This is a genomic window from Rhodococcus sp. NPDC057297, from assembly GCF_042667435.1.
GTDB lineage: Bacteria > Actinomycetota > Actinomycetes > Mycobacteriales > Mycobacteriaceae > Rhodococcoides.
Genome location: NZ_JBHUZE010000002.1, coordinates 15,894 through 29,255, shown reverse-complemented (window position 1 = coordinate 29,255; position 13,362 = coordinate 15,894). Strand labels below are relative to the sequence as shown.

Here is a 13,362-nt window from a genome sequence, read left to right as displayed (position 1 = left end):
GCCCTACCCGAAGAGTCTGGGCAGGGTGCTCTCGAAAGTGTCACGGAGTTCGGTCATCTTGACAGCGAACTGGCCCTGAACTTCGATTTCGTCCGAACCTTCGTCGACGACGCCGATGCGCGTCCACGGGAGGTTGCGGGCGGTGCACATACCGGTGAAGCGAGTCTCCTCGGTGCGCGGCACGGCGACGAGCACGCGTCCGGAGGACTCGGAGAACAAGGTGACGAACGGGTCGGCGCCTTCCGGAAGCAGAATGCGGCAACCGGTTTCGCCCGCCAACGCTGCTTCGACGACAGCCTGAGCCAGGCCGCCCTCGGAGAGATCGTGCGCGGCGGAGATCAACCCGTCACGCGATCCGGCGAGCAGGATGTCGGCCAGCAATTGCTCGCGAGCCAGATCGACCTTCGGCGGGACACCACCGAGGTGGTCGTGCTCGACCTGCGCCCAGATGGAGCCGTCGAACTCGTCGTGGGTGTCGCCGAGAAGAATGAGTGTCTCGCCGGGCTCGAGGCCGAGGCCGGTGGGGACGCGGCGGTGCACGTCGTCGATGACACCGAGGACTCCGACGACCGGCGTCGGAAGGATCGCTTCGGAGCCCGTCTGGTTGTAGAAGCTGACGTTTCCGCCGGTGACGGGGATGCCGAGGGTGACGCAGCCGTCGGCAAGACCGCGGACGGCCTGCTGGAACTGCCACATGACGCCCGGATCCTCGGGTGAGCCGAAGTTGAGGCAGTTGGTGACGGCCTTCGGGGTCGCACCGGTGACGGCGACGTTGCGGAACGCCTCGGCGAGCGCAAGTTGTGCGCCCTGGTACGGGTCGAGTGCGGTGTACCGGCCCGACGCGTCCGTGGCCAGCGCAATACCGCGGCCCGTCGTCTCGTCGATCCGAATCACACCGGCGTCAGCGTTCTCGGCCAGCACGGTATTCCCGCGGACGTAGCGGTCGTACTGCTCGGTGATGAACTTGCGGCTGCAGAGCTGTGGGCTGCCGATCATCTTCAGCAGCGTCGCCTTCAGTTCCTCGGCGGTCTCGGGGCGCTTCAGCGACGCGGTGGTGTTCGCGACGAGTGCGTCCTGAGTGGCGGGACGCTGCACGGGCCGCGAGTACACCGGGCCCTCGTGGGCGACGGTCTTCGGCGGAACGTCGACGACGGTTTCTCCGTGCCACGTGATCTCGAGGTTGTCGCCGTCGGTGACCTCACCGATCACCGTCGCGAGAACATCCCACTTCTTGCAGACGGCCATGAAGGCATCGACGTTGTCGGGCGTCACCACAGCGCACATGCGCTCCTGCGATTCGCTCGAGAGCACCTCCGCAGGCGTCATGCCGGTGGCACGCATCGGGACCTGCTCGAGCGCGATGTGCATGCCGCCGCTGCCGGCAGATGCGAGTTCGGACGTGGCGCACGACAGTCCGGCGCCGCCGAGGTCCTGGATCCCGACGACGAGCTTCTCGGCATACAGCTCGAGACACGCCTCGATGAGGACCTTCTCGGTGAACGGATCGCCGACCTGCACGGCAGGAAGCTTCTTCCTGCCGCCTCCCGTCTCATCACCGTCGAACGTCTCCGAGGCCAGCACGGACACGCCACCGATGCCGTCGAGACCGGTACGAGCACCGAACAGAATGATCTTGTTACCCAGGCCCGACGCGAACGCGAGGTGCATGTCCTCGACGCGCATGACACCTGCGCACAGAGCGTTGAGCAGCGGGTTGCCCGCGTAGGAGGCGTCGAACACCGTTTCGCCGCCGACGTTGGGAAGGCCGAGCGAGTTTCCGTAGCCGCCGACGCCGGAGACGATGCCCGACAGGACGCGACGTGTGTCGGGCGCATCTGCAGCACCGAAACGCAGCTGGTCCATGACGGCGATCGGCCGCGCGCCCATGGCCATGATGTCGCGGACGATGCCGCCGACGCCCGTCGCCGCGCCCTGATAGGGCTCGACGTACGACGGGTGATTGTGGCTCTCGACCTTGAACGTGACGGCCCATCCGTCACCGACGTCGACGACGCCTGCGTTCTCGCCGATGCCCGCGAGCATCGACTTACGCATCTCGTCGGTGGTGGTCTCACCGAAGTACTTCAGATGCACTTTGGAGGACTTGTAGGAGCAGTGCTCGCTCCACATGACGGAGTACATCGCCAGCTCGGCATCCGTAGGCCTGCGACCGAGGATTTCCTTGATGCGGGCGTACTCGTCGTCCTTGAGTCCGAGTTCTTTGTACGGCTGCGCTACGTCGGGTGATGCGACTGCGGCGGAGACAGTGTCAATTTTCACAGAGCTGTCGGACACGAGGAGTGGGGTCCCTTCCTGGAGCGAAATGCCAGGGGGAGTCTATCCGTGCAGGGTGACAGGCCCCAAAAGCAGCGTGCAAACATTGTGTGGTGGATACCCCTTCTGTCGCTTCCGCAGGCTCGGCTCCCATCGCGCTGACCGAGAACGATCTGGACGAATCGGGCGTTCTGACGCCTCAGATGGTGGTCAAAGGTGTGGACATCCCCAGGAAAGCCGTTGTGTGCTTCTTCGCGGAAGTGATCGAATCCATAGCCGGTCAGGGCAAGGCACGGGTGCTGTCGGTACTCCGATCCGAGCACGGCGAGCATCCCGTCTACGAGATCGAGCGGGGCGGCGAACGGCTCGCCGTGTTCCATCCGGGAGTCGGCGCACCCCTGGCCGCATTGTTCCTCGAAGAGGCGATCGCGCTCGGCTGCTCGGAGTTCGTCGCCGTGGGAGGTGCGGGAGCACTGACCGATCAGCTCGGCATGGGTCACGTCATGGTCGTCGACAGCGCGATCCGCGACGAGGGAACGTCGTTCCACTACCTCCCGCCCGGACGGGTCGTCGACGCCGATCCTGCAGGCGTCACGGTGCTGCAGAACGTTCTGACGGAGGCCGGGATCTCGCACGTCACCGGTCGATCCTGGACCACCGACGCCCTGTACCGCGAGACCCGTAGCCGCGTCTCGCGGCGCGTCGACGAGGGCTGCCTGACGGTCGACATGGAGGCGTCGGCGTTCTGCGCGGTCGCCCAGTACCGCGGCGTTCGGTTCGCGCAACTGCTGTACGCGGGCGACTCCCTGGCCGCGGACTGGGAGCACCGCGGCTGGACCAAGGCAGGCACCGTCCGCGAGCAACTGTTCTGGCTCGCGGCCGACGCGTGCCTGCAGCTGAGCTAGCTAGGCCAAGGGAGCCAGGAACGCAGCGAGGGCGTCGGCGTAGGCCTTCACATCGGAGGCGCCCATGAGCTCGCGCGCGCTGTGCATGGCGAGCTGTGCGGCACCGACGTCGACGGTCGACAGGCCCGTCCGTGAGGCCGTGATCGGGCCGATCGTCGAACCGCAGGGCAGATCGGCGCGGTGAACGTAGCGCTGCAACGGCACCCCCGCCTGGTCGCACGCCAGCGCGAACGCTCCTGCACCCGCGGAATCCGTTGCGTACCTGAGGTTCTGGTTGACCTTGAGCACGGGCCCTCCACCGAGTTCGATGCGGTGCGCGGGTTCGTGTCGGTCCGGGTAGTTCGGATGCGTCGCATGCGCCATGTCACCGGAGGCGCAGATGGATCCGGCCATGGTGCGGAGGAACTCCTCGCGACCGCCGCCGCGGCCCAACACGATTCGCTCGAGCACCGTGTTGAGCAGGTCCGAGAACGCGCCACGGTCGGACATACTGCCGACTTCCTCGTGGTCGAACAATGCCAGCACCGGGGTGACGTCCGTCGGATTCTGCACAGCCGCAATCAAAGCCTGAGTACCCGCGTAGCACGTTCCCTGGTTGTCGAGCCTCGGTGCGCTGACCAGTTCGCTCTGGGCGCCGACGACTGCGCTGGGCGCGAGGTCGTGCGTCATCAGCTCCCACCCGAGAACCGTCGACGGGTCGACGCCTTCGCGTTCCGCGACGAACGAGATGAACGATCGCGGTGAGTTACCCACGCCCCAAATGGCATTGACGTGTCGTTGCGGGTCCAAGGTCACGCCCTTGCGATCCTCGGACAGGTGAATTGCGAGCTGCGGGACACGGAGAATCGGTTCGTCGACCTTGACGAGCACCTCACGCAGCCCGTTGCCGTCGCGCACACTGAGTCGACCGGACACACCGAGATCGCGGTCGAGCCAGGAATTGAGCCACGCTCCCCCGTACGGCTCGAGGCCGACCATCTGCCATCCCGCCGACTCCAGATCAGGGTGCTGCTTGACGCGCAGGTTGGGGCTGTCGGTGTGTCCGCCGACGATCCGGAATGCAGCGCTGCTGCTCTCGGTACTCCATGCGACAAGCGACCCGCCGCGGATGAGGTAGTACCGCCCTGCCTCGGCCGGCCAGGCTTCGGTCTCGTCGACGCGGACGAAACCTACCTCCTCGAGCTGCACCGCTACGGTGCGGCACACATGGAACGGCGACGGCGACACGTCGACGAAATTGCACAGACCAGCGGCAGACGCAAGAGACGACATGGGAACCATTGTGTCAGTAGCTGCGTCGAACAGAGCAAGGACCACACATCGACTCGGGGGCGTCATGAATCATCTGGCAGCGCAGGCATCGGGACCGGCTACGACAGCCATCGTCCGCAAGAAAGTGATCGAGGCATTCGGCAAGCACGGGGTGAAGCTGACGAAGATCGACGCCACCACTCTGAAGACCGACGACGGCCACCACGTGACACTCGAGAATCTGACGGCACGCTGCCTCGGTGCTCCGCGGAAGTACTGGGGCGAGATCATCGAGATCCATGTCGCAACCATGCTCGAGTCACAGCGACTGAGTGACCCGCAGTATCTGCTGAACATGCCGGACGACGAGTTCTACATGCGATTGCGTGAGCGGGTCACTGCGCCGAGCGCGTTGCCGGGCAGGGGCGACTTCCGCTATTCGAGTCCGCTGATCGATGCGCCGAATTCACCACGCCGAGTGCTGAACTTGACGTTTCCGGACCTTGCGTTGACTCTCGAAGGTCGGTATCTGGAGAATCGAGACCTCGAGGCCGCGTGGGCGTTCGGTCGCGACAACACGGCCGCGATGACCTTCGACGATCGCGAAACACTGACCAAGGACGATGTGACGATCGACGTGTGCAAGGGCGATTCGATCTATCTCGCATCCAAGGTCGCGAACATGCCCACGCTGATCGCCGATCACCTCGGCGATTCACCGTTCGGCGTTCTGTTCGTCGTTCCCAATGCCTACGAGATCGACTACTACAAACCCTTCGAGTTCGACGCCACCGTTCGTGCGTCGACACTGCTCGTGCAGTTGGCGCGCATATTCTCTCGGGACACCCCGAATCCGCTGTCCCAGGATCTCTACTTCTGGCGTGACGGGCAGTACTGCCAGGTCAACGGTAGTTCATCGGCAGATCTGTTCGAGCGGACTCTCGCCGAGCTCTAGTGCGCGCCCGAGACGCAGAATGCGTTTCCGTCCGGATCGGTCAGGGTGACCCAACGGAATTCGCCCATCGTGTGCTCGTCGACCTTGGACGCACCCGAATCGACCAGAGCCGTCACCTCGGTGTCGAGATCCGCCGTCGTCAGATCCAGGTGGATTCGGTTCTTGCCCGGCGTCGGGTCGTCGACCTTCTGGAAGGCAAGGCGGTACGGCACCGAGGGCAGCGAGACGGTGTAGAACCACCCGTCGTTCTCTTCTTCGATGGTTCCGCCGGTCCTGGCCGCCCACCACGTCGCGAGCGGTCCAGGATCGGAGGAGTCGATCGTGATCATCACCGGTGTCAGGGTCATGCGTCGGAGAATAGACCCTGCTTCCTGCTAGGCCGAGACGATTGCGTCCAGTGCCGAGTAGAAGATGCCGAGGCCGTCGTCGCTGGGGCCGGTGAGGGGCTCGGTGGCGTGCTCGGGATGCGGCATGAGTCCGACGACGCGGCCGTTGGGCGAGGAGATTCCGGCGATGTCCCGCTGGCTGCCGTTCGGGTTGGATCCGCTGTAGCGGAACACGACGCGGCCTTCGCCCTCGAGCTCGTCGAGCACGTTCTGCGATGCCTGGAACCGGCCTTCGGCGTTCTTGACCGGGATCAGGATCTCGGCGCCCGTCTCGTAGCGCGACGACCACGCGGTGTCCGAGTTCTCCACTTTCAGCCACTGGTCGCGGCAGACGAAGTGCAGGCCCTCGTTGCGGGTCAGAGCGCCGGGAAGCAGGCCGACTTCACAGAGAACTTGGAAGCCGTTGCAGATGCCGAGGACCGGCATGCCGCCTTCGGCCGCCTTGACGACGGATTCCATGACGGGTGCGAACCGGGCGATCGCGCCTGCACGCAGGTAGTCGCCGTAGGAGAACCCGCCGGGGACGACGATGGCGTCCACGTTCTTCAGGTCCGCGTCGGCGTGCCACAGACTGACGGCCTCGCCGCCGGCGAGCGTCACGGCGCGGGAGGCGTCGACGTCGTCGAGAGTTCCGGGGAAGGTGATGACCCCCACGCGGGCGGACGACTTGCGTGTGCTCATGCTTCTCGGGTGACCTTCCAGTCCTCGATGACGGTGTTCGCGAGGAGCGATTCCGCGATCTTCTCGAGCTCGGCGTCGTCGACGCTGTCGTCGACCTCCAACTCGAACCGCTTGCCCTGCCTGACGTCGGAGACGCCTGCTACGCCGAGACGACCAAGCGCGCCTGCGATGGCCTGACCCTGCGGGTCGAGGATTTCGGCCTTGGGCATGACATCGACAACTACTCGGGCCACGAGGGAGCTCCTTGGATAAGACAAATACCGGCGGTGAAGAGTTTACGCAGCACCAGCGCGAGCCGCGAAACTGCGCTTAGTGTGGAGGAATGAAGCTGACGCACTTCGGACATTCCTGTGTACTCGTCGAGCTGAACGGCACCACGGTGCTGTTCGATCCCGGCAACTTCTCACACGGCTTCGAGGGCATCACCGGGCTCGACGCCATTCTGATCACCCACCAGCACCCCGACCACGTCGACCTCGAGCGTCTTCCTGCACTGGTGGACGGCAATCCGAACGCAGCGTTGTACGCGGATCCGATGACCGCGTCGCAGCTCGGCGAGCGGTGGACGGCCACACACGCGGGCCAGACGTTCTCCGTCGGCGGCATCCAGGTCAGCGGTGTCGGCGGGACCCATGCCGTCATCCACCCCGAACTGCCCGTGATCGACAACACTGGCTATCTGCTGGGGACACCGGAGAATCCGGGGCAACTGTTCCATCCCGGCGACTCGTTGTTCGTTCCCGAGCAGAAGGTGGACGTGCTGGCGCTCCCGACTGCGGCGCCGTGGTCGAAGCTCTCGGAGAACGTCGAATTTCTGCGCGCAGTCGCACCTCGGACCGCGTTCCCGATCCACCAGGCCGTCGTCGCCGAGGAGGCCAGGGGAATCTACTACGGCCGGTTCAAGGACATGGCCGACGAGAACACCGAATTCCGCGAGCTTCCTCAGGAATCCTCCCTCTCCATGTGAGTGAAAATGTAGGCCGGGGACAGGAGCGGAGCCTGCGGAACGACCCGATGGCACTGTCATCTCCACTCACATCAACCGGTCACCTCGGGCGGCAGAGTGTCCAGCATGATCACGGAGCTCCCGTCCCACTGGTAGCGGATTGCGACGGGACCACCTTCGGGTGCTGCGAACGCCTCGTCGGCGACGAGCCAGCGATAGTTCACGGTGATCGTGTCGGCGGTCTGGGTTGCAACACTCGTGAAGCTGTACGGCGCTGCCGTCGCCGTGCCGAGGTACACACCGTTGCCGAAGAACAGAATGTGCTCCGGTGTGCTCGCGGTGGCATAGGGCGACGCCGCAGCTTCCACCCACGTGAACGCTGCACAGGGATCACCTGTCCGGCCTGCGGTCCAGGCTTCGTCCGGAAAGTATCGCGGAATGGATGCCGCCGCATCGGCGACCACCGCAGCGTCCACACATGTCGCCGGCCGGACCGGGGCCACTGTCGGAGCTGCGTCCGCCGTCGGGATCCGGATGTCCGACGGAAGGGCAGGGACCGGCGACGGAACCACGACCGACGGCAGCGCGCCCACCGAGGGTGCAACCGTCGGCGACGCGGCCTGCTGCCCCGGCGCGGCAGTGGATTCCGACACTGCGGTCGCTGTGCCGCCATCGGTGTTTCCGCAGGCCACAGCGGCCATCATGCAGAGGTTCACGAGCACGATTCTTTTCATGGCGCCGCCTCGACATCGATTGCATCGTCGAGGGTTACATCCACTGGACCAGGTGGTCCGTTACGTCACGATCTCATAACCCCGCGAGCGGTCAGGCTGCTCTCACCCTGCGAACGTGTTCGTACACGCCCGGTGTTGCACCGCTGTAGAGCGCCAGGTCGACCGCGTCCAGGATTGCCTGCCGGGGACCGCTGCGGCCCAGTTGTTTTGCGCTGACCGCCAATCGGACGGTGCCGCCGCGTCGGGCGGTACGTCCGGCGCCGATGACCAGTGCTCGACACCACCAGGGTTCGGCTTTGAAGCCTTCGCCGATGCCCAGGACTCGTGCCCGTACGAGCGATCCCGTGTCCAGATCGTGAATTGCGCTGAGGCCTGCGAGCATTCGAAAGCCGGCCTCGGGCAGAGCGGCAACTGCTCCGGGTGATGCGATCCACCGCGGCGCTGCGAACACCCTTGTGCGTAAGCCGGTCTGCTCCATGACCCGGTCGGCGGCCATGAGCCGCAGCCGTGCTTCGTGGCGTGGAAGTGCTGCGAATTCGGCTCGGCGACGCTTGGTCGCGGCCTGGTCGTACCCGTGCAGGACTATCGCATCCCCCAGGTCCCGACGCCCTCGCAGCCAGTCCTGGGTGTTCTCGTCTTTCGTGAGCCGGTACTTGTCCTTCAGCCGCGGCGCAACGAGAAGCGACTGCGCGACGCCACGCTTGTCCAGTTCGAGGGCGAACTCCGCTGCGTTGTCGCAGGTGTCGTCCCTGATTCCGCTCACCGACACGATCAGTGCTCCAGACATGCCGCGAGCCTCGCACACCGATGTGAACGAGGCTCGACGGCAGAATTGATCGCGTCTAAACGGCGATGTTCTCCTTGGGCAGGATCTTGTCGATCGCAGCCAGTACTTCAGGGGCGTCCGGCTCGGTACGTGGGCGGAAGCGGTTGGTGACGACGCCCTCGGGTGAGATCAGGAACTTCTCGAAATTCCACTGGATATCTCCTGCGACGCCTTCTGCGTCCTCGGTCTTGGTGAGCTCCGCGTAGAGCGGGTGCCGGTTCTCTCCGTTGACCTCGATCTTCTCCGTGATGGGGAAGGTGACGCCGTAGGTGGTGGAGCAGAACGTTTCGATTTCCTCGGCGGTGCCGGGCTCCTGACCACCGAACTGGTTGCAGGGAACGCCGATGACGGACAGTCCCTTCGCCGAGTATTCGGTGGCAAGCTTCTCGAGTGTGGCGTACTGAGGCGTCAGGCCGCACTTCGAGGCGACATTCACCACGAGGACGGCCCTGCCCGCGTACTCGTCGAGCGAGGTGGGCGCACCGCCCAGCGTGTTGATGCCGATGTTCTGGACTTCAGTCATTCCACGAACTTACCTGTGGGTACCGACTTCTGGTGAGTTGGCTGTCCGAACACACAAGAGCGACCCTCCGAGTGGGAGGGCCGCTCTTGTACTACACGCCTGGTGACGGGGGGTGCGCGTCACCAGGCGGGGTCTTTTACGCCTTGGTTGCGGCTTTATCCAGCTCGACGTGCTTGTCGTCTTCCGGGAGATGGTCGTCGACCATGGTCTCCTCGTCGAACGGCAGGTCTCCGTCGAGGACGGTCTTGACGCGTGACGCGTCGATCGTCTTGGTCCAGGTTCCCACGAGAAGGGTTGCAACTGCGTTGCCGGAGAAGTTGGTCACCGCGCGGGCCTCGGACATGAACCGGTCGATGCCGACGATCAGCTGAACACCGTCGAGTAGCTCGGGACGGTGGCTCGACAGTCCCCCTGCCAGCGTGGCCAAGCCGGCGCCGGACACGCCTGCAGCACCCTTCGAGGCGATGATCATGAACAGCAGCAGTGAGAACTGCTCGGGGATCGAAAGCGGCATGTTCATCGCGTCGGCGATGAAGATCGACGCCATCGTCAGGTAGATGGCCGTGCCGTCGAGGTTGAACGAGTAGCCGGTCGGAACCACGATGCCGACGGTCGTCCGCTCGACACCGACGTGCTCCATCTTGGCGATCAGACGAGGCAGAGCCGACTCGGAAGACGACGTGGCGACGATGAGCAGGTACTCACGGGCCAGGTACTTGACGAGTTTGAAGATCGAGAAGCCGGACACGAACTTCAAGATCAGGCCGAGGAAGCCGAACACGAAGATGAAGCAGGTGATGTAGAACGCCAGCATCAGTGTGCCGAGCTGGATGACGGCGTCGAATCCCGTCTTTCCGACGACGCCTGCGATGGCTCCGAAAGCACCGATCGGGGCGAGCCACAGGATCATCGTCAGGATGCGGAAGACGAGCTTCTGCACCGACGCGATGCCCTTGAGAATGCCCTCACCCTGCTTGCCCATGGCCTGCAGTGCGAATCCGACGAGGATCGCGACGAACAACGTCTGTAGGACAGAACCTGCGGTCAACGACGACAGAAGCGACGTGGGGATGATGCCCGCGATGAACTCCATCGTGCCGCCTGCCTCATGGGCGGTATCTGCGAGTTTGAGGCCTGCGTCGTTGGGCGAGATGTTGAGGCCGGTTCCCGGCTGAATCAGGTTGCCGACGACCATGCCGATGCCGAGAGCGATCGTCGACATACCGATGAAGTAGGCGAGCGCAAGCCCACCGACCTTGCCGACGCTGGCGGCCGCTCGGACCGAGCCGATGCCGAGAACGATCGTGCAGAAGATGACCGGGCTGATCATCATCTTGATCAGGCTGACGAAGAGAGTTCCGAGGATGGACAGGTCGGACGCAAAATCCTTCGCAGTCAGACCGACGATGACACCGGCGACGACGGCGATGATCACCGCGATGTAGAGCCAGTGCGTCTTGTCGCGCTTCTTCTTCGGTTCCGGCGCCGGATTCCGGTTTTCAGCATCGATGCTGGTAGTCATGGGTACGTCCTTTGTGACTAATGGAGTGAGTTGGATCACGCCTTGCTAGAGGACGATGTTGGTGGAAATCGTGACCGTAGTCACGAATACGTTCATTCTGTTCACGAGAACCGGGTACGAAACAAAGGAACGAAACGTGGCGAAGCGTCCGACGAGCGTTGCAGGGCAAGTTCTGATCCTGCAATTGATCGTCATGGCCGTCATCGTGCTTGCCGGCGGGTTCCTGACCATCGTCAACGAGCGGTCAAACAGCGACGAGGCGACCCGCCGCGAGGTGATCGCCGTCGCGGCGAGCATCGCCAACGAACCGTCGACGCCGACGGCGATCGCCTCGGACGACCCCACTGCGTACCTGCAACCGGAGACCGAACGGATCCGAAAGGTCACCGGCGTCGACTTCATCGTCGTGATGGCGCCGGACCGAACTCGTTTCACTCACACGACCGTCGACCTGATCGGTCAGCCGTTCAGCGGCAACATCGATCGCGCGCTCGAGGGTGAGACGTTCACCGAGACCTACGTCGGGTCGCTCGGTCCCTCGATCCGCGCGGTGACGCCGGTGACCGACTCCACCGGCGCCATCGTCGGCCTGGTGTCGGCCGGGGTGACAAGGGACAAGATCAGCGATCAGTTCCTGGCCGGGCTTCCTCTCATCGTCGGGGTGGTGATCTCGGCCTTCATCGTCGCCGCCGGCGGCTCGGTGGCACTGAGCCGACGACTTCGTCGTCAGACGTTGGGCATGGCGCCGGACGAGTTGCGTTCGATGTACGAGCATCACGACGCCGTTCTGCACTCCATCAGCGAAGGGTTGCTCGTGTTCGGCAAGAGGGACACGGCGGAAATCGTCAACGACGAGGCCAGGCGGCTCCTCGATCTCCCCGATGGCCCTGTTCGTCGGACGGACCTGCCGGAATCACTGCAGCACATGACGTCCGGTGGCGAACTGCACCTGACCGAAACTCGCGTCCTGGTCGTCAACTCCGACCCGGTGATGTGGGAGGGTCGTCGCCTCGGCGACGTTCTCACGATCCGCGATCGCACGGAGTTGCAAGGGGTGATCGGTGAACTCGATTCGGTGCGGAGCTTCGCCGAATCGCTGCGTTCGCAGGCGCACGAGTCCGCGAATCGCCTGCACACCGTCATCACGATGGTGGAACTCGGTCGGCCACAGGAAGCTGTCGAGTTCGCGACTGCGGACCTCGAACTGTCGCAGAACTTGATCGACCGATTGATGAGCGCCGTGGGTGAACCCGCTCTGGCCGCCTTGTTGTTGGGCAAGGTCAGTCAGGCAGCCGAGCAGAGCGTCGAACTGACGATCACCGAGGACACAGCGCTGGAACATGCCGGCATCGTCACTCCGCGGGAATTGGTCACGCTGGTCGGTAATTTGATAGACAATGCAATCGATGCGTCGAAGGAAGCAGAGCAGCCGTGGGTCGAAGTGACGGTGCGTGATTCGGAATCGGAGCTGATGGTTCGGGTGTCCGACAGCGGACCGGGGATGCCCGCCGACGTACTGAGAACTGCACTGACCCGCGGATACTCGACCAAATCCGGGTCGCGCGGCCTGGGTCTGGCACTGGTGACACAGGTGGTCAATCGGTACCGCGGATCGCTGACCTCCGAGGTCACCTACGGTTCGGTGTTGACCGCGATCATTCCGCTGGGGAGGCCCTCGTGATCCGAGTCTTGATCGTCGAGGACGAACCGCTGATCGCCGAGGCGCATCGCAGCTACGTCGAGCGCGTTCCGGGGTTCACCGTCGTCGCACTGGCGCACACAGGGTCGGCCGCACTGCGGGCCGCAGCCGAAGCCGTCGAACCGATCGACCTGGTACTGCTGGACATAGGCCTGCCCGATTCCAACGGCATCGACGTCGCCGCTGCGCTCGGCGGTCTCCGGCCGAGTCCGGACGTCATCGCCATCACGTCGGAGCGTGACCTCTCGGTGGTCCGATCCGCCGTGGCCCACGGTGTCGTTCTGTACCTACTGAAGCCGTTCACGTTCGCCGCGTTTCGGGACAAGCTGGACCGGTACCGCGAGTTCCACGACGCCCTTCCCGCGGGAGAGAACGCCGCGAGCCAGCGGGACATCGACCGTGCCATGTCGCACCTGCGCACCGCGGACGAACGCGCCTCGACCCCCAAAGGTATTGCGCCGCAGACGATGGACGGAGTCACCGCCATCGTCCGCGACGCCCCCGACGGGCTCAACGCATCCGAGGCCGCCAAGCTCGTCGGGGTCTCGCGCGTGACGGCCTGGCGGTACCTCGAGCGCCTCGCCGACGACGGCCTGGTCACCCGAAACACCGAATACGGCAAGGCCGGTCGTCCACAGGTCAGGTACGTCTGGCGCTGAC

Annotated in this window: 14 protein-coding genes; 5 read left to right on the top strand and 9 right to left on the bottom strand. The window is 64.4% G+C overall.

The window, feature by feature from the left end; genetic code table 11:
• Positions 1 to 3: 3 nt before the first annotated feature.
• Positions 4 to 2,295, bottom strand: coding sequence for a phosphoribosylformylglycinamidine synthase subunit PurL (gene purL, locus ACFULT_RS05975; protein ID WP_378480928.1), 2,292 nt, complete (start codon positions 2,293 to 2,295; stop codon positions 4 to 6).
• A gap of 92 nt (positions 2,296 to 2,387) precedes the next feature.
• On the opposite strand from purL, the gene ACFULT_RS05970 reads away from it, so the two are divergent.
• Positions 2,388 to 3,179 (top strand): nucleoside phosphorylase, encoded by a 792-nt coding sequence (locus ACFULT_RS05970; RefSeq protein ID WP_241483606.1) that lies wholly within the window; start codon positions 2,388 to 2,390, stop codon positions 3,177 to 3,179.
• Here ACFULT_RS05970 and ACFULT_RS05965 read toward each other — a convergent pair whose 3' ends face one another.
• The gene (locus ACFULT_RS05965) at positions 3,180 to 4,460 is read right to left on the bottom strand and encodes a M18 family aminopeptidase (RefSeq protein ID WP_378480927.1); all 1,281 of its coding nucleotides are present in this window, start codon (positions 4,458 to 4,460) and stop codon (positions 3,180 to 3,182) included.
• Between the two features lie 55 nt (positions 4,461 to 4,515).
• Here ACFULT_RS05965 and ACFULT_RS05960 point away from each other — a divergent pair, with 55 nt between their 5' ends.
• Positions 4,516 to 5,385 (top strand): hypothetical protein, encoded by an 870-nt coding sequence (locus tag ACFULT_RS05960; RefSeq protein ID WP_378480926.1) that lies wholly within the window; start codon positions 4,516 to 4,518, stop codon positions 5,383 to 5,385.
• On the opposite strand, the gene ACFULT_RS05955 is transcribed toward ACFULT_RS05960, so the two are convergent.
• From ACFULT_RS05955 to purS, 3 genes are read right to left on the bottom strand one after another with little or no spacing between them, the layout of a single operon-like run.
• A complete protein-coding gene (locus ACFULT_RS05955) occupies positions 5,382 to 5,732 on the bottom strand; it encodes a VOC family protein (RefSeq protein WP_094713089.1) in 351 nt (116 codons plus the stop codon). The two genes, ACFULT_RS05960 and ACFULT_RS05955, sit on opposite strands and share 4 nt — an antisense overlap.
• A gap of 27 nt (positions 5,733 to 5,759) precedes the next feature.
• Complete coding sequence (gene purQ, locus ACFULT_RS05950; protein ID WP_094719508.1) at positions 5,760 to 6,452, bottom strand: phosphoribosylformylglycinamidine synthase subunit PurQ; 693 nt, start codon at positions 6,450 to 6,452, stop codon at positions 5,760 to 5,762.
• On the bottom strand, positions 6,449 to 6,685 hold the full coding sequence (purS, locus tag ACFULT_RS05945) for a phosphoribosylformylglycinamidine synthase subunit PurS (protein ID WP_026348182.1): 237 nt from the start codon (positions 6,683 to 6,685) through the stop codon (positions 6,449 to 6,451). Before purS ends, purQ begins: the two co-directional genes overlap by 4 nt.
• 89 nt (positions 6,686 to 6,774) lie before the next feature.
• Between purS and ACFULT_RS05940 the strand changes: the two genes are divergently transcribed.
• Complete coding sequence (locus ACFULT_RS05940; RefSeq protein WP_019667380.1) at positions 6,775 to 7,419, top strand: MBL fold metallo-hydrolase; 645 nt, start codon at positions 6,775 to 6,777, stop codon at positions 7,417 to 7,419.
• Positions 7,420 to 7,490: 71 nt separating this feature from the next.
• On the opposite strand, the gene ACFULT_RS05935 is transcribed toward ACFULT_RS05940, so the two are convergent.
• The 4 genes from ACFULT_RS05935 to ACFULT_RS05920 all read right to left on the bottom strand — a co-directional run bounded on the left by ACFULT_RS05935 (position 7,491) and on the right by ACFULT_RS05920 (position 11,003).
• Positions 7,491 to 8,132 (bottom strand): LppP/LprE family lipoprotein, encoded by a 642-nt coding sequence (locus tag ACFULT_RS05935; protein ID WP_037104936.1) that lies wholly within the window; start codon positions 8,130 to 8,132, stop codon positions 7,491 to 7,493.
• A gap of 91 nt (positions 8,133 to 8,223) precedes the next feature.
• Positions 8,224 to 8,919, bottom strand: a complete 696-nt coding sequence (locus tag ACFULT_RS05930) for a DUF2334 domain-containing protein (protein WP_037104939.1) — start codon at positions 8,917 to 8,919, stop codon at positions 8,224 to 8,226.
• 55 nt (positions 8,920 to 8,974) lie between these two features.
• Positions 8,975 to 9,481 (bottom strand): glutathione peroxidase, encoded by a 507-nt coding sequence (locus ACFULT_RS05925; RefSeq protein ID WP_019667383.1) that lies wholly within the window; start codon positions 9,479 to 9,481, stop codon positions 8,975 to 8,977.
• A gap of 136 nt (positions 9,482 to 9,617) precedes the next feature.
• On the bottom strand, positions 9,618 to 11,003 hold the full coding sequence (locus ACFULT_RS05920) for a cation:dicarboxylate symporter family transporter (RefSeq protein WP_037104942.1): 1,386 nt from the start codon (positions 11,001 to 11,003) through the stop codon (positions 9,618 to 9,620).
• A 193-nt stretch (positions 11,004 to 11,196) separates the two neighbouring features.
• On the opposite strand from ACFULT_RS05920, the gene ACFULT_RS05915 reads away from it, so the two are divergent.
• A complete protein-coding gene (locus tag ACFULT_RS05915; RefSeq protein WP_241483608.1) occupies positions 11,197 to 12,684 on the top strand; it encodes a sensor histidine kinase in 1,488 nt (495 codons plus the stop codon).
• A complete protein-coding gene (locus ACFULT_RS05910) occupies positions 12,681 to 13,361 on the top strand; it encodes a response regulator (RefSeq protein WP_019667386.1) in 681 nt (226 codons plus the stop codon). Before ACFULT_RS05915 ends, ACFULT_RS05910 begins: the two co-directional genes overlap by 4 nt.
• Position 13,362 lies beyond the last annotated feature (1 nt).

Bases quoted from the DNA above. Each gene is read 5' to 3' on its own strand.
- ACFULT_RS05925 (WP_019667383.1), bottom strand. From the start codon at position 9,481: ATGACTGAAGTCCAGAACATCGGCATCAACACGCTGGGCGGTGCGCCC.
- ACFULT_RS05930 (WP_037104939.1), bottom strand. From the start codon at position 8,919: ATGTCTGGAGCACTGATCGTGTCGGTGAGCGGAATCAGGGACGACACC.
- ACFULT_RS05960 (WP_378480926.1), top strand. From the start codon at position 4,516: ATGAATCATCTGGCAGCGCAGGCATCGGGACCGGCTACGACAGCCATC.
- ACFULT_RS05965 (WP_378480927.1), bottom strand. From the start codon at position 4,460: ATGGTTCCCATGTCGTCTCTTGCGTCTGCCGCTGGTCTGTGCAATTTC.
- purQ (WP_094719508.1), bottom strand. From the start codon at position 6,452: ATGAGCACACGCAAGTCGTCCGCCCGCGTGGGGGTCATCACCTTCCCC.
- ACFULT_RS05955 (WP_094713089.1), bottom strand. From the start codon at position 5,732: ATGACCCTGACACCGGTGATGATCACGATCGACTCCTCCGATCCTGGA.
- ACFULT_RS05920 (WP_037104942.1), bottom strand. From the start codon at position 11,003: ATGACTACCAGCATCGATGCTGAAAACCGGAATCCGGCGCCGGAACCG.
- ACFULT_RS05915 (WP_241483608.1), top strand. From the start codon at position 11,197: ATGGCCGTCATCGTGCTTGCCGGCGGGTTCCTGACCATCGTCAACGAG.
- ACFULT_RS05940 (WP_019667380.1), top strand. From the start codon at position 6,775: ATGAAGCTGACGCACTTCGGACATTCCTGTGTACTCGTCGAGCTGAAC.
- ACFULT_RS05935 (WP_037104936.1), bottom strand. From the start codon at position 8,132: ATGAAAAGAATCGTGCTCGTGAACCTCTGCATGATGGCCGCTGTGGCC.